At 71.6% G+C, this 24,508-nt stretch carries 20 protein-coding genes and 1 pseudogene; 12 read left to right on the top strand and 9 right to left on the bottom strand.

The window, feature by feature from the left end; translation table 11 throughout:
* The first annotated feature begins 107 nt into the window (after positions 1-107).
* From TR48_RS46370 to TR48_RS20640, 8 genes and pseudogenes are all read left to right on the top strand, one after another.
* Complete coding sequence (locus tag TR48_RS46370) at positions 108-2,585, top strand: BTAD domain-containing putative transcriptional regulator (RefSeq protein WP_268873588.1); 2,478 nt, start codon at positions 108-110, stop codon at positions 2,583-2,585.
* Between the two features lie 732 nt (positions 2,586-3,317).
* Entirely contained in the window at positions 3,318-3,644 is a 327-nt protein-coding gene (locus tag TR48_RS20670) for a hypothetical protein (RefSeq protein ID WP_042369508.1), read from the top strand.
* Between the two features lie 64 nt (positions 3,645-3,708).
* Complete coding sequence (locus TR48_RS20665; RefSeq protein ID WP_042369506.1) at positions 3,709-4,221, top strand: hypothetical protein; 513 nt, start codon at positions 3,709-3,711, stop codon at positions 4,219-4,221.
* Between the two features lie 81 nt (positions 4,222-4,302).
* The gene (locus TR48_RS39030; RefSeq protein WP_052442830.1) at positions 4,303-4,713 is read left to right on the top strand and encodes a hypothetical protein; all 411 of its coding nucleotides are present in this window, start codon (positions 4,303-4,305) and stop codon (positions 4,711-4,713) included.
* Positions 4,714-4,783: 70 nt separating this feature from the next.
* Positions 4,784-5,557 carry an SPDY domain-containing protein gene (locus TR48_RS20655; protein ID WP_042369505.1) on the top strand — a complete coding sequence of 258 codons (774 nt, stop codon included), beginning with the start codon at positions 4,784-4,786 and terminating at the stop codon, positions 5,555-5,557.
* A gap of 77 nt (positions 5,558-5,634) precedes the next feature.
* Positions 5,635-6,783 carry an AAA family ATPase gene (locus tag TR48_RS20650; RefSeq protein WP_042369503.1) on the top strand — a complete coding sequence of 383 codons (1,149 nt, stop codon included), beginning with the start codon at positions 5,635-5,637 and terminating at the stop codon, positions 6,781-6,783.
* 30 nt (positions 6,784-6,813) lie between these two features.
* A pseudogene (locus TR48_RS20645) lies at positions 6,814-8,648 on the top strand (hypothetical protein).
* A 51-nt stretch (positions 8,649-8,699) separates the two neighbouring features.
* Positions 8,700-9,545: a barstar family protein gene (locus TR48_RS20640; RefSeq protein ID WP_236652241.1), complete on the top strand. Its 846-nt coding sequence runs from the start codon at positions 8,700-8,702 to the stop codon at positions 9,543-9,545.
* Positions 9,546-9,560: 15 nt separating this feature from the next.
* On the opposite strand, the gene TR48_RS20635 is transcribed toward TR48_RS20640, so the two are convergent.
* Together TR48_RS20635 and TR48_RS20630 are read right to left on the bottom strand one after the other, a co-directional pair.
* Positions 9,561-10,049: a DUF4265 domain-containing protein gene (locus tag TR48_RS20635; RefSeq protein WP_042369606.1), complete on the bottom strand. Its 489-nt coding sequence runs from the start codon at positions 10,047-10,049 to the stop codon at positions 9,561-9,563.
* An 85-nt stretch (positions 10,050-10,134) separates the two neighbouring features.
* Positions 10,135-10,557 (bottom strand): hypothetical protein, encoded by a 423-nt coding sequence (locus TR48_RS20630; RefSeq protein WP_042369598.1) that lies wholly within the window; start codon positions 10,555-10,557, stop codon positions 10,135-10,137.
* A gap of 90 nt (positions 10,558-10,647) precedes the next feature.
* Here TR48_RS20630 and TR48_RS20625 point away from each other — a divergent pair, with 90 nt between their 5' ends.
* Together TR48_RS20625 and TR48_RS20620 are read left to right on the top strand one after the other, a co-directional pair.
* Positions 10,648-11,184 (top strand): DUF4240 domain-containing protein, encoded by a 537-nt coding sequence (locus TR48_RS20625; protein ID WP_042369500.1) that lies wholly within the window; start codon positions 10,648-10,650, stop codon positions 11,182-11,184.
* A gap of 36 nt (positions 11,185-11,220) precedes the next feature.
* Positions 11,221-11,745 (top strand): hypothetical protein, encoded by a 525-nt coding sequence (locus tag TR48_RS20620; RefSeq protein ID WP_042369498.1) that lies wholly within the window; start codon positions 11,221-11,223, stop codon positions 11,743-11,745.
* Between the two features lie 301 nt (positions 11,746-12,046).
* Here TR48_RS20620 and TR48_RS20615 read toward each other — a convergent pair whose 3' ends face one another.
* Together TR48_RS20615 and TR48_RS20610 are read right to left on the bottom strand one after the other, a co-directional pair.
* A complete protein-coding gene (locus tag TR48_RS20615) occupies positions 12,047-14,242 on the bottom strand; it encodes a DEAD/DEAH box helicase (RefSeq protein WP_042369497.1) in 2,196 nt (731 codons plus the stop codon).
* A gap of 130 nt (positions 14,243-14,372) precedes the next feature.
* Positions 14,373-15,083 (bottom strand): MarR family transcriptional regulator, encoded by a 711-nt coding sequence (locus TR48_RS20610; RefSeq protein ID WP_042369495.1) that lies wholly within the window; start codon positions 15,081-15,083, stop codon positions 14,373-14,375.
* Between the two features lie 191 nt (positions 15,084-15,274).
* On the opposite strand from TR48_RS20610, the gene TR48_RS20605 reads away from it, so the two are divergent.
* Both TR48_RS20605 and TR48_RS20600 read left to right on the top strand, forming a co-directional pair.
* On the top strand, positions 15,275-16,087 hold the full coding sequence (locus tag TR48_RS20605) for an NAD-dependent epimerase/dehydratase family protein (protein ID WP_439654485.1): 813 nt from the start codon (positions 15,275-15,277) through the stop codon (positions 16,085-16,087).
* A 96-nt stretch (positions 16,088-16,183) separates the two neighbouring features.
* A complete protein-coding gene (locus TR48_RS20600; protein ID WP_052442829.1) occupies positions 16,184-16,699 on the top strand; it encodes a hypothetical protein in 516 nt (171 codons plus the stop codon).
* A 518-nt stretch (positions 16,700-17,217) separates the two neighbouring features.
* On the opposite strand, the gene TR48_RS20595 is transcribed toward TR48_RS20600, so the two are convergent.
* Genes TR48_RS20595 through TR48_RS20575 form a run of 5 tightly spaced genes read right to left on the bottom strand, consistent with a single transcriptional unit; the run spans position 17,218 to position 24,259 of the window.
* Positions 17,218-18,168, bottom strand: a complete 951-nt coding sequence (locus TR48_RS20595) for a C40 family peptidase (protein WP_052442828.1) — start codon at positions 18,166-18,168, stop codon at positions 17,218-17,220.
* Positions 18,169-18,174: 6 nt separating this feature from the next.
* On the bottom strand, positions 18,175-19,182 hold the full coding sequence (locus TR48_RS20590; protein ID WP_084729594.1) for a replication-relaxation family protein: 1,008 nt from the start codon (positions 19,180-19,182) through the stop codon (positions 18,175-18,177).
* A 12-nt stretch (positions 19,183-19,194) separates the two neighbouring features.
* Positions 19,195-21,594 (bottom strand): type IV secretion system DNA-binding domain-containing protein, encoded by a 2,400-nt coding sequence (locus TR48_RS20585; protein WP_042369493.1) that lies wholly within the window; start codon positions 21,592-21,594, stop codon positions 19,195-19,197.
* A complete protein-coding gene (locus TR48_RS20580; RefSeq protein ID WP_042369491.1) occupies positions 21,591-23,354 on the bottom strand; it encodes a VirB4 family type IV secretion system protein in 1,764 nt (587 codons plus the stop codon). The genes TR48_RS20585 and TR48_RS20580 overlap by 4 nt, the downstream gene beginning before the upstream one ends.
* Positions 23,351-24,259 (bottom strand): PrgI family protein, encoded by a 909-nt coding sequence (locus TR48_RS20575; RefSeq protein WP_052442826.1) that lies wholly within the window; start codon positions 24,257-24,259, stop codon positions 23,351-23,353. The genes TR48_RS20580 and TR48_RS20575 overlap by 4 nt, the downstream gene beginning before the upstream one ends.
* Between the last annotated feature and the right edge of the window lie 249 nt (positions 24,260-24,508).

The raw sequence follows: 24,508 nt of genomic DNA, 5'->3' as shown, positions 1-24,508 counted from the left end.
GAGATCACCTGCCCGGCTCGTCGGAGGTCATCGCTGCGGTGGAGCAGCCGATCGACGACCGGCTGCTGTTCGCCGTCCTCGCGCTCGCCGGCTGGATCACCTGGGGCGTGCTGGCCGTCAGCGTGCTCCTCGAAGTGTGCTGGGCGCTGCGGCACTTCTCCGCCCTACGCGGGCCGAGGGGCATCGCACTGGTGACGGCACGCCGCACGCTCGGCTCGCTGCTTATCGGCGGCGTCCTCGTCGCCCTGCTCGCCTCCGCCCGCACCCCGGCACCGGACGCGTCGGCGGAGGGCAGCCAGATCGGCGCCGCTCCAACCGCCGCCACCGCCCCGCTCCTCACGACGCCCGACGAGAACGGCCCGTCCCGCTTGGTCGTCCGGCCCGGTGACACTCTGTGGCATCTGGCGGACTCCCGCCTGGGTGACCCCCTGCGCTGGCCGGAGATCTACGCACTCAACACGCACGACACCGAAGCCGACGGCCGACGATTCCTCGACCCGAACCTCATCTACCCGGGCTGGACGTTGGACCTGCCGGACAGGCAGCGGCCTCCGGTCTCCGCGCCGACCCCACGGACCACGTCCGGTAGCGCGTCATCAACTTCTCCCGACGGCAGTGGATCCGTGTCGAGGCCGGAGCCATCAGGGGCGGAGGACCACCACAGCTCTCCCGCGCCGCAGCATGCCGCCATCCGGACACCTCACGGGCTCCGACTCCCCCGCGAGGCCGGGTACGTCTCCGTCGCCCTCGCCACAGCGCTGGCCGTGAACGCGCTCCAGATCAAGCGTCGCCGCATCGTCCGCGTACCGGATGGCGAGGAACCGCCGACGCTCGAACAGATCAAGCAGCGCGCCGAGCACCACCCCCTGGTCGCAGACCTCCGTGCCCTTCAGGTCCAGGAGAACCTCACCCCGCAGGAGCAGTTCCTCCCTGGAGTACCGCTCGGCGAGCAAGGCAAAGACCTGCTCACGCTGGACGCACTGCTTCACGACCTGCCGGTCCGCGCGCTGTCGGCCACCGGCCCCGGTGCGCACGACGCGGTCCGCGCCCTGCTGCTCCACATCCTCATGCCGCACACGAGCCCTGCCAGTGTCATCAGCACCGCCGACGACCTTCGGCGGCTTCTCGGCATGGAGGCTCCTGCCGTTCTGCCCGTGCAGATCACCGTCGCGGACGACATCGAGGACGCCCTCGCCCGCCTTGAGGAGCTCCTGATCGGCCGCGTGCGCGACCAGCAAGACCAGGACACGCACACTCCGTCCCCGCCGCTGTATCTGGTCACCGGTCAGCTAGCGGATCGCCAGCGGCGTCGGCTCCTGTCCATGCTCGACGTCGGCGCCGGGCTCGGAGTCAGCACGATCCTCCTGGACACGGAACTCGACGAAGGCGCGACCGTCGAAGTCCACCACGACGGCACCGCCCGCCTGCACGGCGTGACGGCCGGCCCGCTACGCCTCTTCCACCTGCGCGTCGAAGGTGCGCAGGCTTTCGTCCGGCTGCTCCAGACCGCAGAACACGTCGCGCACCGGGGAGAGGAGCTCCCCGCGGGCTCAGATCCGGACGGCACGGAAAGCGATGGCTCAGCCCGAGAGAATCCGCCGGATCCAGAAAATGACCCTCCATCGGACCCAAGACCGGAAAGCGACACCGAGGCGGATTCAGATGATTCATCTACCACTGCGACATCGGTAACCGAAATCCCGCAACCAGCCGGCCCGCCTGCGAATTCAACGGATCAGGCTCCGGCCGACGACCGCCACCCTGCCTCCCTTGTCAGCCTCTGCCAAGTCCTCGACCCGCCTGCGCCCCACGTCGCGCCGATCACCCTCACGCTCCTCGGACCGTTCACCGTGCACGTCAACGGGACCCAGAACGCCGGCCTGTCGCGAGGCAAGATCGCGGAACTGCTCGCCTACCTCGCCGTCCACGACGAAGGAGTGACCGGCGACAGCATCTGGCAAGACCTGTGGCCCGACCGCGACGGCACAAGCGCCAGGGACACCTTCTATCGCACCTCCAGCAACGCCCGCGCTCGCCTGCGCGAAGCCCTCGGTGCCGGACCCGGCGCACAGTTGATCCTCGGCAACGGCACCGGTCGCTGGCACCTGGACCCACAGCACTTCAAGAGCGACCTCGCGGCCTTCCACCTGGCCCGACGCGAAGCAGACGCCGCCTCGACCCCCGAAGCCCGACGCACCGCGCGTGAGCGAGCAGCAGCACTGCACCGGGGCGAGCTGTGCGCCGGCAGCACGTTCGGCTGGATTGACGCCTACCGCGAGCACGCGCGCGTCCAAGCCGTCGCGGCACTGACCGAGCTGGCTCGCACTGCCGAAGGCATCGATGAAGCCCTGTCCCGGCTTCAGCAGGCCGTGTCACTCGCGCCGACGGACGAGGCGCTCTACCTCGAGCAGGCTCAGCTCCACGCGCGCACAGGCAATCTCGCGGCCATCAGCCGCACGAGGGACCTGATGACACGCGCGCTCAGCGAAATCGACACGCGCCTGACGCCTGCCACCAACCGCGCCTTCGAAGACCTCCTCCGAGGCCGGGGACACCTTGCCGCCCGTCCCGGAGCGCCACGCTGAGGCTCCCCTCAGTCGGCAAAGGCCAGCGCCCCGTCCAACCACCCCCGTCCAGACTGGGTGTCCACCACCCCGTCCACCCACAGACGGGATACCCCCGACGGGTGGAAAGCCGCAGGTCGCAGCCCATTTCTCCGCGCGCTTGAGTATCCCGACTCCATACCCGGGGAGCCTGTAACCCCCGGTCTTCGCGCGCGGGCGGCCCGTCCGGCCTGCATCTCCCGCGTCGGCCAACTTCCCTGCCCGTTCCCGGCCGGCCTCTCCCCACTTCTCCGCCGTACGCCGGCGTCACTGGCAACCGGCACCGGGGTCCCGCACGCCCGCGCCCGTACCGCAGGGGCAGCCGACGCCGGTGGTCCGTCCCACCCTGCGCACCCGCGCGCGCCGGGGCGCGCGGGCGGCATCGATGCGCCCCGTGTCCGCCGACCGGCAGGCGTGCCTGCGATCGCGTCGCACCGCTGCGGCCGCGCGACGCCTTCGGTCGTCGAATCCGAATTCCACGACAGAAGGCGTCGTGAATTCGCGAGAATTCCAGCATTTCCCAGCCCCATTCCGGCTCGACTTGTCCGCCCGACCAGAGCTACCTTCGAAATGTGCCCGGGAGAACCGGGCGGCGGCAAAAGAAAGAATCGCAGCGAATTCCCCAGGAGAACTCCGACCGGGGACGAGTGCGCCCTAAATCCGGGCGCGAGAAAGGGAATGCGAATGGAAACCCTCCCTGAAGGCGGCCGAACGATGGCCCGGCGCGACGACCCGGTCGTCCACATCTGCCGACACGGGTGCACCGGCACCACCGCCCACGGCCACGACCCGCTGGTGAGTCTCCTGCTCCACCGCGCCGGGTTCATCACCGAGCAGTACTTCCACCAGCGCTACCACCGTCTGCCCTACGACCTCCCGGACGGGGCCGCCGAGCGCATGGCCACCGACGCCGCCCGGATGCTGCGCGCCTGCCACTACCAGGTCCACATCGCCCCCGACCTCGACCTGGACGCCTCCGCCGACCAGCCCGCCGCCTGGACGCCCTGCCCGGTCCACCCCGACCTGCACCAGAACGCCTGACCCGCGCGGGGCGTCACCGCCCCCCAGCACACCGAACCGCACCCGCGACGAAGGAGACCCCGCAATGACCACCACCGTGACCGACCCCACCGGCAACCCCGACCCGGCCCAACGCCCGGGCGAGCACCGCCTGCACGAACGCCTCGGCACCACCGCCCGCGAGCTGACCCGTCACGCGAGCGGCTCCCCCGCCCGACTGGCGGTTGCCCGCCTGATCACCGGCACCGCCCGCGACGCCGACACCCACGCCGACACCCTGCGCCGACGGATCGGCCAGGCCCGCGACAACCTGGCCCGCCTCAGCTCGGGTGGCCGCCTCGCCGCCGGACGCGGGACCACGGTCATGACGACCCTCGGGGCCGAGATCGACCAGCTCACCGCCCAGCTCGACCAGACCCTGGACCACCTCGACCAGCTGATCGACGCCTACGAGCACCTCACCCAGCCGACTCCGCTCACTGAGCCCACGCCGCTGCGGGCGGTGCCCGGACAGCGCGGCCACCGAACCGCCGGACCCTGCCCCTGCGCCTGTGCCCGGCCCTGCGGCTGCGGCCACGCCGGATGCACCGCCCGCTGATCCCTGCCTGCCTCACACGGTGCCGCCCGCCGGGCGGGCGGCACCACCACCCAGCCCTTCCCTGCCTTGGAGTTGATACCCGTGAGCATCCGATCGATCATCGCGACCCCGACCGAGTCCGGCTTCTTCGGGCGCTACGTCCACCACGGCGGCGACCCGCGCACCCGCGTCCCCCTCCTCCTCACCCTGCGCCAAGGCCGCTTCGCGGGCAGCACGCAGGCGATGGCCGACCTGCTGATCAACGCCCACCACGCCGGATGGGCCACCCTGCCCACCCCCAACCGCCCGGGCGGCTGCTGCTACTGCCACAACGACTTCGGCGACGGACCCCAGGTGCTCACCGAACGCGAAGCCGACCCGCTGTGGCACGAGGCGGTCTACATCCTCCACCCCGACCACCTCCAGATCCTGCCCGCCCACCCCAGCGGCACCAGCTGGCAAACCCCCTACCGGCTCCCCTGGACCGCCTCCCCCGCCGACCTCCGCCTCTGACGCCCGATCACACCCAGCTGCGGGGCGGCTCCGCCAGCCGCCCCGCAGCAGCCGAAGGAGCACGCATCCCATGACCGCCACGTCCTCCATGCCCACGCCCGACGAGCCCGGACCGGCCCTCGACTTCCCCCTGCTCACCGTGCGCCCCCGCTACCTGGCCGGTCCGGGCCAGCCCGACGCCGCACTCGACCGACTGGACATCCCCGGGTGGTCCTGGTTCGACGACGACTCCGCGAACTGCCACACCTTCTCCCCCTGCCAGCGCCTCTACGCCGGATTCCTGCCCGAGCCCGGAATCCGCCCGGGTCGCGAGCTGTGGCGAATCTGGGCCCGCCCCCACCGCAAGGCCCCGCTCGCCTGGTCCTTCAGCGCCAACTCCAACATCCCCGCCGAACTGGTCGGCACACTCGGCACCGCCCTCGCCCACGACTGGCACCGCACGAGCCCCGACGCGGAAGCCACCATCGGCGAGCCACCCGCCTTCCTCGCCGGGCCCGGAGACACCGACCTGGTGTGGTCGGTCCTGTACGAGCGCGGCTGGGTCGTCATCGGCGGCGGCCCGGACGGCAGCGACGCCTTCGCCCGCGACGGACAGGCCCGCCTCTCCCACCGCCCCCACCAAGACGGCACGCCCGGGCAGCGAGCCTGGACCGCCACCGCCACCCCGGGCCTGGACGGCCAGCCGATCTGGACCGCCACCTTCACCGCCCAGACCCCCGCCCACTACATCGCGGCCTTCGCCGACGCCCTCGCCGACCCCGACGGCCTGATCCGCGAACCCCACCAGCTCGACCGCCGCCTGTGGCAGAGCCACCACCTCGACATCAGCAACGTCTCGGCCTGACCCACCACCAGCACGGGGCCGCCCGGAGCGGCGGCCCCGCCACCCCGCACCAACCCAGCTCCGGAGGAACACCCGCGATGGCTCCGTCCGACCCCAAGACCCGCCCCGGCCACCTGCGCGCCCAGGTCGCCCGAGTCCTCTGCCGGAACGCACCGCACGCCTTCAGCGTCACCGAGATCGCCAAGCTGCTCGGCCACTCCGGAGGAGCCGTCGGGAACGCCTGCCAGGCCCTCACCTCGCGTGGCCAGGCCCAACTCGCCGCCACCAACCCCCGCCGCTACCAGGCCACCTCCACCACCGTCACCGTCGCTGCGACAACACCGCCTCCGCCGCGCCCGGGCACCTCGCCGACGGCCACCGTGCCGAACCAACCCGCGCCCGCAGCCCAAGCGGCGCCAGGAGGACCAGTGACGTCGGCGGCACCCGCGCAACCCAACGCGATCGTGCGCCCCAACGGGCAGACCTATCGCCCCAGGTCACTCGCCGGACTGCCGGACGTCGAAGCCCTGCGCCGACTCCGCGCCGCCCAGGTGCCGGTACTCCTGTACGGGCCGCCCGGCACCGGGAAGACCAGCCTGATCGAGGCCGCCTTCGACGACCTGATCACCGTCGCCGGAGACGGCGACACCACCGTCGCCGACCTGATCGGCGAGTACACCCAAACCGCGAGCGGTGGCTACGAGTTCCAGTACGGGCCGCTCGTCACGGCGATGACCGAGGGCCGCGCCCTGCTGATCGACGACGCCACCCTCATCTCGCCCAAGGTCCTCGCCGCCCTCTACCCCGCCATGGACGGCCGTCGGCAGATCCAGGTCAAGGCACACAAGGGTGAGACGATCACCGCTGCCCCCGGCTTCTACGTGGTAGCAGGTCATAACCCCGGCGTTCACGGCGCGATCCTCACCCAGGCCCTCGGCTCACGCTTCAGCGTGCAGATCCAGGTGGGCTCGGATTACGACCTTGCCCAAGCGCTCCGCATCGACGGCCGCGCGGTGCGGATCGCCCGCCACCTCGCCGCCCGCCAACAGGCGGGCGACCTCGGCTGGGCACCGCAACTGCGCGAACTCATCGCCTTCCAGAAGATCTCCGATGTCCTCGGCGCCGACACCGCCTTCGCCAACCTCGTCGGCATCGCGCCCCCGGAAGACCGAGACCTCATCGCCGAGATCGTCACCAAGGCTGTCGGACGCCCCGTCACCGCCCTAACCCTTGGCCGCCAGATCTGACCACCCACGACGTTCCCGAAGGAGTCCCGCATGACCGGCCACCGGCACGTCCACCCCACCCCGCCCGCCCAGTCCGGCCCCGACGCCGACCTCGCCCGGTGGGCCGACGACGGCGGCGCGATCCCCACACCATCCCCACGGGCCGCCGAGCTGGAGCGGCACTGGCTACGAATCTCCGCCGCCCTCACCGCCCGCCTGCCCGACCTGGCCGGACGCGACGACATCATCGTCACCTGCGAACACGCCACCCGCTCCGGAGCCCCCGCCGCCTTCTACCCCACCCTCGCCAGCATCGAGGTCTCCACCAGCGTCTTCGCCCCACAGCACCCCGCCCGCATCCACCCCGACCGGCCCGGGGATGAGGACCGATACCCCGCCGCCTGGGGAGCGCTCGTCCACGAAGCTGCCCACGCCGCCCACTCCGTCTGGACCACCCCCACCCATCTCCTCGGCACCGCCCTCGACGCCGCCGCCCAACTCCTAGAGGAGTCCCGCGCCGAACACGCCCACCTCGGGCGACGACCCGCCGACCGCCGCTACCTGCGGGCCGTCGTCCGCCAGCTGATCCTCGACGACCTCGGAACCAACCCGCCGTCGACCCGGTGGCATACCGCGCACGCTGCCGCCCTCGTCCTCGCCCGCCGCGACGCCGGAATCCTCGACACGGACGAAGCCCAGCCCCTCCAGGATCTCGCCGAACAGATCCTCGGCCCCGACCTCCTGAACCAGCTCGCCCGGATCTGGCAGGCCGCCCACGCCACTGCCGACACCGACACCACCGCCATGCTCGACCACGCCCGCGCCTGGTGCGAAGCCCTCCGCGCCGACCCCGTCACCCCGCCGCCCCCGCTCGGCAACCACAGCGGCGCGACGCACGGGCCCGGGCCGCTGGCCGACGCGGTCACCCAGGTCACCGGCCGCATCGTCGTGAACGAGCGCGCCCAGGCTTCCGCCGAACAGTCCGCCCGGGCCGCCAGCGCCCGACGCAGCGCCGCCAAGGCCGAGCAGACGGCACGTCAGCGCGAGGCCGCCGCCACAGCCAAGGCCGTCTTCGCCCCCGGAGCCCGCCCCCACACCCCCGCCAGCGCGGCGACTCGCGCCGGACGACGCCCCCGCTCCCCCATCACCGGCACCCGACCCCCACCCAGGTCGAGCAGCGCGCCGCCGCCCACCTCGCCCGCGCCCTACGCGCCGCCGCCTACCGCGAGCGCACCGACACCGTCACCACCAGCGCCGCCCCACCCGGACGCCTCAACATGCGCGCCGCCCTCGCCCGCGCCGCCCAGCAAGCCGCCGGAGCCACCCCCACCGCCCAGCCCTGGACCAGCGTCCAGCGCCGCCACACCCCCAACCCGCCCCTGCGCGTCGGCATCGCGGTCGACATCTCCGGATCCATGAGCGCCGCCACCGCACCGATCGCGTCCGCCGCGTGGATCCTCGCCAAGGCCACCGCACTGACCGACCCCGCCTCGCGCGCCGCCACCGTCGCCTTCGACGCCCACCTCACCGCCGTCACCGCCCCCGGCCGCACTCCCACCCAGGTCAGCGAGTTCACCGCCACTGGCGCAGGCCACAGCCTCGCCGAAGCCATCGACGCCCTCACCGCCGGCCTCGACCTCACCCGCGCCGGCGCCGCCCGCCTCCTCGTCATCGCCTCCGACGCCCGCTACAACCCCGACGAAACCACCCGCGCCACAAGGCGCATCAAGGACCTGAACGCCACCGGCTGCGCCATCCTCTGGCTCACCTTCCACCAGAACACCACTCCACCGCCCGGAGTCACGCTCCTCGAACTCGCCAACCCCACCGACGCCGTCACTGCCATCGCCCGCGCGGCCACCACGGGTCTGTCCCGAACAAGTTGAGGTCCGTGGACGAACCCGCCCAGAGGCGACCCGCCCTGCCATGATCAGCCCATGAGCGAGTACTCCTGGCCCGACGATGACCCCGGACACGCGGCACGTGTTCGAGCTGCATGGCCAGCCGCGTGCCAGGAACTGCCCGTCGGCACCGTGATCACCGGTGAAGTCATCGGCCGACAGCCCTTCGGGGTCTTCCTCCGGATCGATGGACATCCCGACGCAATCGGCCTGGCAGAGGTCACCACCATGCCCACGGATGCGGCCCTGCCGGAGGTCGGGGCACGAGTGACCGCCGAGGTCGTCGACCACGCAGATCACAACCACCAGGTCAAAGCCAGGCTCACCACGGAAACAGCAGCGGCCAACCGAGAGACGTCCCCCGCTCAGGTCCTTTACCAAGAACTGGCAGCCAACGCCTTCGTGACGCTCTACTGGCGCCGGGAGATCTTCGACCGGACGGCTGAGAAGTTGCGGGAGCAACACTTCGCAGTTGTGGAAGTCGACGCCTCCGCGTGGACGACCGCGGCGGCGATGCACCGGGACATCGCGACGGCCTTGGACTTCCCGGACTACTACGGCCGCAACCTCGATGCCCTCAACGACTGCCTGCACGACGTCGTCGCAGGCGAATACGGCATTCCGGCGGACGTCAGCGGCTTCGTCCTCGGCTTCACCCACTACGACCGCTTCGCGCAAGCCTGCCCGCGCGAAGCCCAGATCGTCCTGGACATCCTCGCTGACCACGGCCGCATGGCGGCGGTACTCGGCCAGCGCGTGCTGTGCCTGGTCCACAGCGACAACCCGGACATCACCTTCGAGCCCGTCGGCTCGACGCCAGTCGCTTGGAACAGAGCTGAATGGCTCAGCGCTCGGCGCCAGCCCGGAACCACCCAGCCCTGACCGACAGAGTGCTGGTCACGCCGGCGCGGTGGCTCTCCAGGCGGCCGTGACACACCCTTCCTCCCAGTGCCACCACTCCTTGGCGGCACCGTGCTCCAAGAGCTTCCGAATCCTGGGGAGATCCGCCTCCGGCGGGACGTCCAACGCCACCATCCGGAACTGCTCGATGCCTTCACCCGTCGTGCCGAGCCGATGAAAGACGTCAAGCACGCTCTGCCGGGCGGCCGTCGAGCCGCCGTCCTTCATGACGATCAGCCGGATCGTGCAGTTCTCCGACACACGGACCGTCTCCCCGGCCCAGCGCAGACCGTCCTCGTCGATGTCGACCCGAATGACGTCGTCGCTGGCAACCCCGCGCACGAACCACGGGGTGTTGTCCAGGCGCACCGTCCCGTCGCCGAGGTCCACGGCCCACAGGCTCTCCACGCTCACCGGCGGCCAGCCGTCCTCGTCCACCTCCATCCGGAAGTGCACCTTCACGTGGTTCTCGCTGATGTTGGTCACGGCGTCATCATGCACGGTGCCCTCGACGCGCACCGCAGACGGTGACAGCCTGGAGGCGAGCGCTCGGCGGCGTGGCCAAGGATCGTCAGAGCTGCACAGGACCGTAGGTGCCGTTGTTGAACGTGAAGACGGTCGGCTCGGCGTCGTATTCCTCCCGGAAGAACCCGCCATAACCAGGTTCGTCCACATGCGGCGCGACCAGATCCAAGATCGTGACAAGCTCGCCCATCTCGTCGTCCAGCCAGAGATTGCGGCTGAACAGCCCCCATGCGTGGAGCTCCCTGCCGGCTGCGAAGCCTCGGCTCTGGCGCTGCAAGGAGGCGACATCACCGCCGGGGAGGCGGCCATCGGGGTCCGGGACGAGCACAGGATAGGTGTGCTCGTCGGGGTCGATTCCCGCTGGCCGATCAGGAAGGAGGCCGAGGTGCCATCGCAGGGCATCCAGGACCTCGTTCGGAGTGTCGTCGCGAAGGAAGCAGGTGAAGACGACTTCAAAGTGGAGGCTCACGGGCCGCATTCTGCCTTCCGCCGCTGACATGTTGATCGGCTCATACCCACCTCCCCCTGTTGTCAGTGGAGGGTGGCATGCTCTGCGGCCATGAACACGCAGCAACTCTGGCACATGATCGAGGAGGCTCGGTCGCAGGTCCCCGACCCGACGCAGGGTGACGCTGTTGCTGCGCGGGTAACCGAACTGCTCGCTCTCCGACCGGCCTCGGAGATCGTCGCCGCGGAGCAGGTGTTCTGGGACCTCATGGCCGACTCCTACCGAGCCCCGCTCTGGGCAGCCGCCTACATCACCAACGGCGGATGCTCCGACGACGGCTTCGACTACTTCCGAGGGTGGCTGATCACCCAAGGCAGTCAGACATTCGAGCGAGTCGTCGCCGACCCAGATGCACTCGCCGACCTGCCCGCCGTACGCGCCTTCGCAGCGGCCGGGATCGACATCGACTGCGAAGCAGCCCTGGTCATCGCCTGGGACGCACACCAGACAGCCACTGGCGAGGAACCACCGAGCAACTCGTTCACCATCCGCTACCCGGCCCTCGACCCCGAGTGGAACTTCAACTTCGACGACCGCGACGAACTGGCACGACGCCTGCCCCGCCTGACCGCCCTCTACCGGCCCTAGCTCAGGATGACGGTGGCCGCCGCTACCGTGTGCCGCATGAATCCGCTGATCACCGCCATCCGTGAACACGAGGCCGCCGCCCGCTTTCTGGCCTGGCCGGGAGACTTCGACCTAGACCGCGGCGATCACGTCGAGGAGGTCCACCTCGCATCCGGCGCGGCGCTGGAGGGCTTCGCCGGCGACGGCGCCGGGGGCACGTACTTCTTCTGCGGTGACGGTGGCGAGGACCGGCCGGTGCTCTACGCCGACTCCGAAGGCAGGGCTGCCCTGGTGGCGATCGGCCTGCGCGAACTGCTCCAGCTGCTCCTCGTCGTCCCTTGGTGGCGCGACTGTCGGGCATTCACGGTGCAGCAGAGCGCGGAGCTGGAAGCCGCGTACACGGAGGACATTCCCGACCTGGCCGTTCGTCGAACTCGGGCGGCCCAGGCCCTCGACCTGGAGCTGCCTGCCACGGCAGACGTCATGGCTCGCTTGCGCCAGATCGCAACCGGGGCTGGCGAGGACTACGTTCTGATCTTCACGCCGGAGGGCGAACCCTACGAACCGCTGATCAAGAACTGACCAAAGAAAGCTGCCACACGCCGCCACCGAAGTGCCCAGCTGGTGACGCACGCCTTGGAAAACGATCACAGATGACATGGGAAGTGATCTCCACCCAGAGATTCCCGCAGCTGGTCAGCCCTACTCGTGAACACCCCTCCTTCGCGGTCGCCGCTGCAGGACTACGGGCGGACTGACGAAGTGCGCGCTGCCCACCGAAGTCGACTCCGACCGCGGGGCAACCGGAGTCCTGTCGTCACGTGACGAGAGCCGAAGCTGGAGTGCCCACACAGGCTGACGGGAAGGGCACGGCCAGCAGCGCTCACACGCGCTCGGGCCGACTGGCGAGGCGCTGCTGTTCCTCCTCGATGATCTGCCGCGCCAGGCTGGTGTCGGCGACGTCGAGGGCCTCCGGGCTGAGCTCGGCCGCGTCGCTGCGGCGGGCGTAGGCGTCGAACAAGCGCTCCTTGCGGCTGAGCAGAGTCAGGAGGCGCTGGTCGACGCTGTCCGGGGTGAGGAGCCGGTGGACCCGCACGCGGCGGGTCTGGCCCATGCGGTGGGCGCGGGCGACGGCCTGCTGTTCGAGTGCGGGCTTGATCTGCGGCTCGCACAGGATGACCACGCTGGCGGCCTGGAGGTTGAGTCCGACGCCGCCGGCCTGAATCTGGGACAGCAGGACGGCCGGGCCGCCGTGAGCGGTGAACGCGTCGACGGTGTCCTGGCGTGCGGCTGCGCCGGTGCTGCCGGACAGCGGTCCGAACAGCGCCGGGCCCGTGCCCTGGTCGGCGGTCAGGCGGTGTGCGACCGCGGCCAGGACGTCCCGGTAGAAGGAGAAGACGAGGACCTTCTCCCCCGCCGCCGCGGCCTCCCGCACGATCTCGGCGAGGCGGTCCAGCTTCGCCGACTCGCCCGGTGCGGCGTAGGCGGCGCGGCGCATGGCCTGGAAGTTCCCGGCGAGCACGGCGTCGTGGTAGACGGCGGCGTCGCCCGGGCTGAACTCGGCCCACTCGTCGGTGTGCACGACCTCGGGGAGCTCGGTGAGGACGTCCTGCTGGTTACGCCGCAGGTAGGCGGGCGCGACCGCGCGCCGGAAGGCCGCCGCGCCGGCGAGCTGGTCGGTGTCGCGCAGTGCGGCCACGAGCTCGGGCTGGAGTTGGCCGAGCAGGTTGCGGAACTCCCCGACGTGGTTCTCCATGACGGTGCCGGTCAGGTAGAGGGCGCGGTCGCTGCACTCGACGAGGGCGCCCACATTCTTGGCGCGTTGGGCGGCCGGGTTCTTCACGTAGTGCGCTTCGTCGACCACCGTCATGGCCAGCTGCGGCACATCGGCCGCGCCCGTTCCGGGAGCATGGTCGAGGTGGCGCAGGCCCTCGAAGGTGGTGACGGCGACCCCGCCGCGCTCGCGCCACGCGTTGTGGGCGAGCACGCGCTCGGGGCCGTGGAGTCGGAACGCGGCCAGCGTGGAGCGGGTCTCGATCTCGCGCAGCCAGTTGACCAGCACGCTCGCCGGGCAGACGACCAGGAAGTGCCGCTCTCCGTCGGAGGCCAGATGCGCCAGCGTCGCGATCGCCTGGATGGTCTTGCCCAGACCCATCTCGTCCCCGAGGACGACCTTGCGCCGCGCGAGCGCGTAGCGGGCGCCGAAGGCCTGATAGCCACGCAGGGAGACCTTGAGCCCGGTCACATCCAGCGGCTGCGTGCGGACCTGCGCGGCCAGCTCGTCGGGCATGTGCCCCTCGGCCGCGGAGGTGTCCACGGGGCCGGTCTCTGCGAGTTCGCCCAGCACGGTGTAGAACTCGACCGGCCGGGTGACGAACTCCCACCACGCCTCGTCCACCGATCCGGGACGGCGCAGCAGATCGGTGAGCGCCTGCGCGCACGCCTCGTCCGCGCTGTTCCGGTACGCGTCGCCGAGCACCGACTCCAGCGAGGCGAGCGCGTCATTCGCGGCGGAGCGGCGCCGCCCGCTGGTGAACCACCAGGTGGCAAAGGAGTGGGCCGGGGCTGCAGTGGTGAGCAGTGGCTCGAGCCCGGCCGCGAGTCCCGCGGCCTGTTCGCAGGCGGCGGGCAGTGCGCGGCCGGCCTGGACGAACGGGTACAGCGCGGTGACCAGGTCGGTCGCGGCCTCGGTCCGGTCGTCCGGGTCGATGCGCACCGCGGTGGCGTCGAGCGCGGCCTGCGCCAGCGCCGCCGCGGCGGCCTTGGCTTGGGCGGCGGTGGCGCGGCCGATGCCCGGCACGCGCAGCAGGTCGTACGGCTCCGCGCGGTGGACCCGGCCGACGGTCCCGTAGCCGGCCGCCTCCAGCACGCCGACGCGCAGCCGTCCCTCGGTCACATCGTTGAGCCGTGCGACCGGGATCTCCTCCAGCGCGGCCACCGCTTGCTGCTCTCGCAACTGCCGGGCGCCCGCACGCACGCGATCCACTGCGATGCGCCGCTCGCCGAGGGTCTGCCGTGCCGTCTCCGCCAGCCGCTGCGCGCGCCCATACACGGCCCTGCGCTGACTGCCCTGCCCCACCTCGGTCTCCTTCCCGGGCGCGGTCGCGCCTGACCAGCGCCTCATCCTGCCAGTCGTCGCAGACGCGCCGATCACGGCGGCCGGGGCGGGCCGAGCTCACGAGTCGCGTCGGCCCGCCCCCGGCGACCGATCACTTCAGCTGCGCCGCAGACGCCGCGAGCCGGTAGGTACGGGGCTTTGCCGTCACCATCTCCGCTTGCCGCAGGTTGACCAGCGTCACGAGCGCGTTCGCGACCGCCCCGGAACTACGGCCCAGCTGTCGGGAGATCTTGGTCGGCGAGTGGGCCGTGTCGGCATGATCGGCGAGGAAGCCCAGGACCAGTGCCCTGAGGCCTCCCTGGCCGAGTCGCCCGTTCGGCGGCGCTTCGCCCGAGGCGGCGACCGGCACAACCCGCGGCTCAGCGCCGATTGCCCCGCCCGGTCCCTGTTCGTCGCCGCGGCGGTCGGGCTGGGCGTCCCGGGGAAGTTCGTCCTCGGGTGCCGCCGAGGTCTGGGCGACAGTTTCATCGTTGTCGGCGGCGTCGTCGTTGGTGCTCGACAGGTCGGCGCCCTCCCCGCCCCGGTCCGGAGCGTTGGACACCTCGCTCTCCGCCGGGAGCGTAGCGGTGGCGTACCAGTGGTCGGGGAAGCGGCGGTTGCCGTCGCTCCCGCCCAGGGTTCGCCGGACGAGACCATCCTGTTCCATCTGCTTGAGCAGGTTGGCGGCGGTGGACTTGCCGGTCTGAGCTGCGCGGGCCAGCTCGGCCACGGTGCTGCCGGGCGAAGCGTGCAGGGCCGCTTGGATCCGGGCAGCGCTGGGGGTGAGGCCATCGGGAACGTCGGGAACGGCAGTGAGGGTCATCGGGACCTCCGGTCGCAGTGGTGCTGTCGTGGGTCCCCGGCCGGGCGACCCGGGCGGTGGCCACCGCGCTGATCGGGTCGTGGTCCATCGATCGCTCTCAACCCCCGTCCAAGTCAAGCGTGTTCGAGATAATCGACGACAACGTGCCGCGCGCACCGGGTGGCACGAAGGAAGCGGGAAGGGAGTGCCGCGTGACCACAGGGCGTTCGGTCCAACGGTTGCTGATCACCGGAGCTGCCGGTGGAGTGGGCACGCTGATGCGCGTTCGCCTGGCACGGGCGGGTCGGGTGCTCCGACTGCTCGACGTGACTCCCGTCCCGGCCGCAACCCAAGGCGAGGCCGTAGAGATCGTGCAGGCGTCGGTGACGGACCTGGACGGCATGACCGAAGCCTGTGCGGCCGTAGATGCCGTGATCCACTTGGGTGCCTTGGCCTGCGAGCGGCCCTGGGAACAGATCCTGGAGGTGAACATCCACGGCACCCGCACGGTCTTCGAAGCGGCCCGCTGGGCCGGCGTGCCCCGGGTGGTGTTCGCGAGCAGCAACCACGCGGTGGGCTTCGAACCGAAGAACGGCGGACAGGTCGGGGACTACCTCTACCCGCGGCCCGACACCCTCTACGGCGTCAGCAAGGCGGCGGGCGAGGCCCTGGGGAGCCTCTACCACGACCGCTACGGACTCGACGTGGTCTGCCTGCGCATCGGCTCCTGCACCGAAGTTCCTTCGACCGCACGGGCGCTCTCCACATGGCTCTCCCCCGACGACTGCGCCCGATTGCTGGAAGCCGCGCTCGCCTGCGAGCGGCCGGGCTTCGTCGTCGCCTGGGGCGTCTCGGCCAACACCCGGCGCTGGTGGAGCCTGGAGGAAGCCGAGCGGATCGGATATCGGCCGCACGACGACGCTGAGGTGTTCGCAGCCGAAGTGGAGCAGCTCACAAGCGAGTACGACGAGCGATACCTCGGAGGGCCGTACTGTTCGCCCACCGTGGACGGCTACGTCAGCTGAGCCAGTTGCCGGTGATGACGACCGCCGAAATCGGCTTTGGCCGGAAGCCCGTGAAGCCGTCGCAGAGAGTCGTCGGCCTCGGGGTAGCGTGATTCGGTGACCGAGCTCGACTTCATTGGCTTGACCTTCGTGAACTTTCGAGACCATCCCTTCCCCGATGGTCATGCCCACGGGTTCCGCTGGGTCGACCTGAAGTCCTTTCGCTTTCCGCAGGGCAGCAAGGACTCCGACTTGCTGCCCGCTGTCGTCGCCCACGAACAGTTCCGCGACGACTATGCCGGGGGTGGCGTCGATCCCGACGGCACGCGCCACGGCCCTTACTGGCTTCGCGCGGTCAAGCCCGGCGACTACCAGCCGGTCACTCGCGCCGAGGCCACGCATGTGCTTACGGAGTGGGCGAATCAGCACGGCAGCCTTCCAGGCCCACTGGAGGACGCGCTCGAGGCAACGCTCTTCGCGGCGGTGAACACGGCCAGCCGCCTCTATCGTCTCCGAGACCTGGGCCGTGACGCCTTCCACGACTGGGGCGGTGTCCACATCGACTTTCACGAGTTCGTTGCCATCGACGACGATCGGCGGGTCCTGACTCTCTTCGTCGCGGCTGATGACTGACCACGCGACCTCCCGCGGAGGCTTCACGGCCGGGCTTCCTTCCGGCTCCTTCGCATCCGTATCCTCACCTGCGGCCACTGAAGTGACGTACCGGCGCGGGTTCGGGGGAGCGATGGGATGGACGATTGGACGGCGCTTCCGCGCGTGGCGTTTGCGAAGGAGCGGCTGGGATCCCGACATCGTGAGAGCTCTGCAGCTGCCGGTGCCGCAGGCGGTGCAGGAACGTGCTCAGGAACTCATCCACAGGGGAAAGATCATCGCGGCCATCGATGAGATCCGCTCATCGACCGGATGCAACCGTCGCGATGCACGGTGCGTCGTCCTCGCCCTGATGTACTCGGTACCTGTGCCGACCCGGACGAGCCCTGCCCACTCGGCAAAACTGACCGGCACCGCTCCTTGATCATTCACGCAATTCCCGTCAGAGCCAATTTCACGCATCCGCATCAGCGTGCCAGCTGGCTGGACACCTGGACGCGCGGCAGCGTTGTTCCTCCGTGCAGCTCCCGGTCAGGTCGTCATGGTCTGCCCGCCGGTCTGGTCTCGCCGATCAGGTCGACTCCGATCCGTTCGAGACGGGTGAGGGCCCCCGTGTGCGGAGCATCGATCATGTCGGTGGGTGAGGTGGCGATGCCGACGTGGACGATGTGGGCCGTGTCCGCGCCGAAGAAGACGAGATCGCCGGGCTGGATGGCGGATCCGCGTGGAAGGTCGGGTCCGTGGTCGTACTGCTGTTGTGCGGTGCGTGGGAGTTGGATGCCGGCGGCGGCGTAGGCGGCCTGAGTGAGGCCGGAGCAGTCGAAGGCGCGACCTGGGGCTTCCGCGCCCCACTGGTAGGGGACGCCGAGTTGGGAGCGGGCGTAGGCGACCGCTCGGGCGGCTGCGGGACCGGGAGCACCGGCGGCCGGGGATGCCGCGGCGTAGCCGCGGGCGATGTCGAGGACTTGGGTCACGTAGGTGTGGTCGTGGTTGTACTGGTAGATCGCACCGGGGATGTCCTTGCCGCCGCGGGCGCCGTTCGCGCAGAGCAGCCGGGCTGCGGCCCAGACGGCGTCGGTGGGGTCCCAGGGCGTGGGCGGGTTGGCGCCGCCGGATGGGACCGGGTGGTCGTAGGCGGCGAAGGTGGCGGGCAGGAACTGCATGGGCCCGAGGGCTCCGGCGCTGGAGATCTGGTCCTTGGCCCGGCCGTGGTCGGATTCGACCTTGCCGATGGCCGCGAGGACGCTCCAGGGCAGGCCGGGGCACGAGGCGGCGGCTTGCTGGTAGAGCGTCAGCATGCCGGAGGGGATGTCCGCGAGGGCCGTGCGGCCGGGTGCGGCGGCGTCCGGGGCGAGGAGGCCGCCGGTCGCCATCGTGGCGAGCGCGACGAGGCAGGCGGTGACGGTTGCTGCGACGGCCAGGATGAGGCCCGCGCCGCAGCCAAGGGTTCCCCCGACTGCGGCGCGGACAGGTGCGGAGCTGGTCGACACGGGTGCCTACAGGCCCCGCAGGTCGTACGTGAGCGGGTGGGGTGCGGGCGGCCCGGCGAGTGCTGCGGCGGCGTCGCGGCGCTGTGCTGCCTCGAAGTGCTCGGTGGGGAGTTGGGCGAGGAGTTGGCGGTGGGCTGGGCGTCCCAGGAGGAGCCAGACGGGGCCGAGCGGGTCGTGGGTCGTTCCTGCGGGCGGGATGTGGTCGCGGGCCGTGGTGGCGACGTCAATGGCGTGGAGGGCGGGGTACCCGGCGAGGCGTTCGTGGAGGTGGGCTTCCCGGCGGCTGCTCGGGAGGGTGAAGAGCACGAGGGGGCGGCCGCCGAGGGCCGGGGCGGCGTCGGCGTAGGCGTCGAGCTTGGTGGCGAGTCGGGCGTGGGGTTCGGTTCCGGTGTCGTACTCCAGGAAGAACCCGACGGTGCCGCCGTCGCCACGGGTGAGCCGGCCGTGGGCGTCGGGCCGGACCAGGTCGCCCCAGACGCGGGCGCACCGTTGCTCGGACCACCAGGCGTCGAGGAGCCCGTGGTGGGCGCGGGTGCGGGAGGCGGAGGCGAGGGTGGTGAAGAAGGTGGTGGCGCCGAGGTCGTGGGCGAGGGTGGGTGAGTACCCGGTGCGGGTGATCAGGTCGGGGCTCCAGCCCAGCGCCGCGGGGGTGGTGGCGTGGCGGGCGGCGAGGATGCCGGCGCCGTCGCAGGCGAGGAGGTAGTGCTCGGGGGCGGCGCCGCGGGCGGTGCGGGGACGGAAGGAGTCGAGCAGTCCGAGGCGGTAGAGGGTGAGCAGGCGGCGGTTGGTGTTGCGCAGGCTGTTGTTCCACAGGGCGTTGACGTGGGCGGAGGTGAGGACGGTGTGCTCGGCGAGCATCTCCAGGAGCCAGACGTCGCGGTCGGTGAGCCGGGGCATCAGCTCGGCCAGGGCCGTCCGCCTGCGTCCCGCCCGTACGCCACGGGCGGAGGCCGGGACGGGCCGGGGTCCCCCTCGGAGCAGGGGTGCGGGTGCGGGATTGCGCCGCGTCGTCATGTTCCGGCTCCTTCAGTGGCGGGGGCTGGTGGGTGCGTTGGGTCCGAAGTTGCGTCGGGAGGCGGCTCGGGCCTGGAACTCGCGGCCCGCGATCGGGGCGGGCAGCGGGCGCGTGGCGAGGGTGAACGCGGGCTGGTCGGCGGCGTGGACGACCAGGCGGGCGGCTGCCTGGAACGCGCCGAGGTGGGCGAGGTCGTGCGCCGCGAGGAACGGGGTGACGTGCCGCTCGAGTTGGCGGGCGTCCTCCGGCGAGCAGTTGAAGAAGATCTTGTTGCGGGCGTTGGCGGAGATGCCTTCACGCAGATCCGCGGGGAGCTGGGCCTGGTTCTGGTGGGCCAGGACCAGGGAGAGCCGGTAGCCGCGTGCCTCGGCGAGCATGTCTTCCAGCGGGTAGGGCAGGGTGAGGAAGTTGTGGCACTCGTCCAGCACCAAGGTCGCGTCTTTGCGGGTGTGCTCTCCGGTCGCGGCGCGGCGGGCGGCGGCCTGCCAGGTCTTGGCGACGACGAAGGAGCCGAGCAGCCGGGCGGTCTCCTCGCCGAGGACGCCCTTGGGCAGGCGGACCAGGGCGATGCCGCCGTCGAGTACGTCCGCCAGGTCGAAGGTGGACGCGCCGGCGGCGATGGTGTCGGAGACGAAGGTGCGAAGGAGGAACGCGCGGAGCTTGTTCATCAGCGGGCCAGTGATGCTGGCCCTGGTGGGTTCGGACAGTTGCTCGTACCAGCTCCAGAAGCCGCGCAGGGTCTTCTCGTGCGGGTCGAGACGGGCGACGGTGCGGCGGCGCATCGCGGCGGAGGTGAGCAGGAGCGGGATGTCGGCCAGGGTGACCGGTTGTCCGGGGAGGCGGGTGTGGATGAGGGTGAGGCAGGCGGCGCGCATGACGTCGTCGGTGCGCGGGCCCCAGAACGCGGTGAAGATGCGGCGGAAGATGCCGACCAGGTTGTCCACAACCACGTCCGCGTCGTCGGTGCCGGCCTCCAGGACGTTCAGGCGCGGGGGTTTGGCGGTGTCGGCGGGGTCGAGGACGACGGTGCGGGTAAGGGCGTGTTCGGGGAGCCGGGCGAGGATGTCGAGGACCAGGTCGCCTTTGGGGTCGACGACGAGGGCGCCGCGGCCGGCTTCGGCGTCGGCGAGGATGAGGTTGGCGAGCAGGGTCGACTTGCCGGAGCCGGTGGCGCCCATGACGTGGAGGTGGTGCCGCCCGTCGGAGACGCGGAGTCCGATCCTGCGGGGCGGGCCCAGGTCGGCTCGACCGAGCGGCTTGCTGTCCGGTCCGGGTTCGGGGGTGCGGGCCGGCGGGAGGACGGAGCGGGCGCCTGCCCGGGTGACCCCGGGCGCTGCCGGGTCCAGGGGCAGGTGGGCGATGGCTGCGAGTTCGGGCACGGACAGGAGGTCGCCGCGCAGCGGGAAGTGACGGCGTGCGAGTGCACGCTCCGGCTGGCGGAGGCGGTGGCGGGCGTACCAGTTGCGGCCCGCGTACACGGCGAAGGCCGAGGCGACCTGGTGGGCACGCCCCCGCACACGCCGGTCCGTCTCGCTTGCCGCTTCGGTCTCCTCGGCCGACGTGCGGATGACGGCGTAGCGGACCGCGGTGTCCCACAGCGGCGCTGCGGTCTTGGTGAGGGCCGCGCGGAGCTGGTCGGCGCGTTCGGGGTCGCGCCGGGTGGCGGTGCCGCGCTGGGCGCGGTGGGTGAGCAGGTCGAAGACCCGACCTGGGCGAGCCGGTTCGTCGCTGCCCTGGTGGAGCGCCCGCAGTTTGCGCTTCGCTCGCCGGAGGCGGAGCCCGGTGGCCGGCCGGGCCAGGATCTGGACCGTGATCTGTTCCCCGTCGTCGAGGTTCTGGCCCGCGCCGAGGAGCGCGCGCAGCGGGTCGGCGTCGTGGCGGTGCTCGATCGGCCAGATGTCCGGACGGGCGAGTCGCAGCCGTCCCCCGCTCGCCACCGGCGCCAGCCCCAGCCCGGCGGAGGGAGCGGGGACCGGATGGGTGTGAGCGCCGGGCCAGGCCGCTTCCACCGCCCGTTGCAGCAGTGCGAGCGGGACGACGCCCGGTGCCCACAGGCGCAGGCTCAGTCCGGACGCGGTGAACAGGTACTCGAAGGCGAGGTGCGGCTGCTCACCGAGCAGCCGTCGCCACCAGGGGCGCAGAAGTCCGCGCAGGTGCGCCCACAGCGCGTTGGCACCGGCAGCGTCGACGCCGGCCGGGACGAGGATCTCCAGGCTGTGCCCTCGGCCTGTCAGCCTGCGCTGGCCGGCCCGGTGCCACAGCACGACTCCCGCCGCGGCCGTGCCGACAGCGCCGGTCACCGCGGCGAGCACGGGCATCCAGTCGCTCGCCGCCAGGCCGGCCACCGTGGTGAGCGGGGAAGTGGGGTCGAGAAGGAAGCGGCCGAGAACGCCGCCGGTTCCAGCGGTCATCGTCCGTCCCTGGTGTCGTTGTGGTCGATTCCGGTGGTGATGAGTTCCTCTTCCCGCGCGGAGGCGACGCTGCGGAACGCGGCCCGACGGCCGGGCCCCGCGCACAGCAGCGCTTCACCGCGCTGGGCTGCGAGCAGGTAGGCGGCCTCCCCCGCCGAGAGCCCGAACGCTTCGGCAACCACGTCGATCGCCTGCGGAGCCTGCCGAAGCAGGATCTGCGTGGCCGCGTTGGCCACAACCGCCTTCCCCAGGTCTGTGGACAACAGGTCCGCGGCGTCCTGGGTGACCACCGCGAGGCCCGCGCGGTACTTGCGGGCGGCCTTCGCCATCTTGAACAGGAACCGGGCGCCCTCGCCGTCGCGCATGAGCAGCCACGCCTCGTCGACGACGACCAGACGCCGGCGCACCCCCTGAGGGGTGCTGACGGTCCGCCAGATCCGGTCCAGGGCGAGCAGGGTGCCCGCGGCGGCGAGCTCGTCGGGCAGGTCGCGCAGGCTGTAGACGGTGAGATGACCACCCGGTCGGCCGGTGGTGGGGGCGTCGAAGAGCTGACGGTGCGAGCCCGTGGTGTACGGGGCGAGCCGGTCGGCAAGGGCGGTGGCGGACGGATCCGGGAGTCCGGCCAGCGCGTCGGCCAGGTCGGCGAGCAGCGGCGCCGGGCGGGTGTGGGTGCGCGGGTCGGTGGTGATGCCGCGCCGGCGGTAGGCGGCGAGGATCGCTTTGTCCAGCAGCGCTTTCTCCGCGCCGGTGAAGGGTGTGCCGAGCAGCACTTGGAGGAACGTGTGGGTGAACAGTGCTCGGCGGGTCAGGGCTTCGGGACCGTCCTCGGCGACGAGGTCGAGTGGGTTGAGCCGGACGTCTGGCGCGCCGAGCCGTACCAGGGTGCCGCCGACCGCGTCGGCCAGGCCCGTGTACTCGTCTTCCGGATCGACGACGTGGATCTCGACGCCTTGGTAGAGGGAGCGCAGGACGTCGAGTTTGGTCAGGTAGGACTTTCCGGCGCCGGAGCGGGCGAGGGTGACGGAGTTGTGGTTGTCCTGGCGCCACCGGTCCCACACCAGCGCCCCGGTGGCGCCGGCCGTGACCCCGTACAGCACCCCCGTCACCGCGTCGCCTTCGGCGGCGGTCGGCAGTTCGGGTGAGGCGAAAGGGAACGCCGACGCGAGGGCGGCGGTGTCGAAGGTGCGGGTCACCTGCAACTGGTCGGTGCCGAGCGGCAGGCAGGTGGTCCAGCCCTCCAGGGCGCGCCAGGTGGCGGGGTGGACCCGCAGGAGCATGGACTCGGCGAGCGCGCGGACGGCCGAGACCTCGTCGGCGAGCTCGTCGGGGCCGAGTGCATAGACGGTGAGGTACAAGCCGGTCCTGAACAGCTTTCCCTCGCCCCGGGCGATCCGCCATGCGAGCTCTGCGGCGTCGATGGCGGCTGCTTCGGTGTCGGGGTCGTCCAGGCGGCCGTCGCGCAAGGCGGTTCGGCGGTGGGACTCCAGGCGGGCGCGTTGCCGGCGCAGCCGGTCGGCCGCGACTTGCTGGGGCACGGGGGTGATGTGCAGCGAGACGTCGAGGCGGCCGGGATAGGCGAGGAGCGGATCGAGCCATCCTGGTGCGACCTCGGCCGGGTAGCCGGTCACGATCAGCGTGGCGGCGACCTGGTCGCCGACGCTGAGGCGTCGCGCCTCGACCTGCACGCTGTCCGGGCCGAGTCCTGGCGCCCCCGGGCGTGGGGAACCGGAGCGGAGGAGCTGCACGAGTCCGGTGGTCATCGCCCTCCTTCGTGGGTGACGGTGTCGCCCGGCAGAGCCGGTCGGGGATGGGGCGGGGCGGTGCCGTCGCAGGCGGCGCCCAGCACCGACCAGCAGTGGTGCGCGTCGAGCACGCGGACGTCGACCTCGGCGGCGGCGAGGAGGGATCCGCTCTCGTGAGCGCGGCGCAGGGCCCGCAGCCGGGCCGCCTCATCCGACGTCGGCTCGCGGTGGGCGACGAGGACGTCGCGGGTGAGCAGGTCCCGCTCGGCCTCCAACCAGGCGAGGAAGTCGGCGTGTTCCAGTGCGGCGTCCTCCAGCAGTGGATGGGGCAGGGTGGGTGCTTGCTCCCGCAGGTGGGCGGCCAGCGGGGCGAGGTCGAGACGGCGGGAACGGACGAGGATCTGCGCCGGTCCGGTCAGGGCGTTGAGCCACCTGCCGACACCGGCCACGAGGGCCTGCTGCTCGCCCGTGGTGCGCAGGGCGAAGTTCACGGTCCCGGTTCGGGTGAGCACCGCGCAGCCCTCGTGCAGGGCGAGAACTCCCTCGGCGTCGATGCCCGTGACCGGCAGCGGGAGTTCCGCCACGCCCGGCGGCGGCGCGGCCAGCGGTGCGGGCAGGAGGTGCCTCGGCCTGCGCAGGTGTCGGACGGCGCCGGCGAGCCAGCGGTCCATGCCGAGCCCGTCCCTGCGCCCGAGCACGATCGCGACCGTGACCCCGGTGACCGGGAGACCGAAGACGGCGAAGGCCGTCCACGGCAGGGGCCTGCTGATCTGCCAGCCGAACCACAGCAGGATTGCGGCGGCGGCGAGTTGCACGAGTTGTCGGGCGGTCAGGTTGGCGACCAGGCGGTCGCTCTGTTCGACGTCGGCGGGGAGTCTCAGCAGCGTGTCGTGTGTGTCGGGTTCCGTGTCGCGGCGGCTCACGGGTCATGGCCTCCCTTTTCGATTGGGGCGGGGTTTCGGTCCGCCGGGCAGCGGGGGCGCGGGCAGGGCGGGGCGCGGTGTCGCGGGCGGCAGCGCCCGGCGAGCAGGCGGCAGGCTGGAGGGCGGTGGTCCCGCCGGGGGCGTGGCCGCAGCGGCATGCGGCGGCCTGACGTTCTGGGGCGGCGGGAGCGCTGGTCTGACCGGGCCGGATGGTGCGGCCGGCTGCTGTCGGCCGGCAGGTCCTGGGCC

Origin of the sequence: Streptacidiphilus neutrinimicus, assembly GCF_000787815.1 — a bacterium.
Classification (GTDB): Bacteria; Actinomycetota; Actinomycetes; order Streptomycetales; family Streptomycetaceae; genus Streptacidiphilus; species Streptacidiphilus neutrinimicus.
Note: the sequence above shows the minus strand (reverse complement) of the source record. Positions and strands in the feature narration are given on the sequence as shown.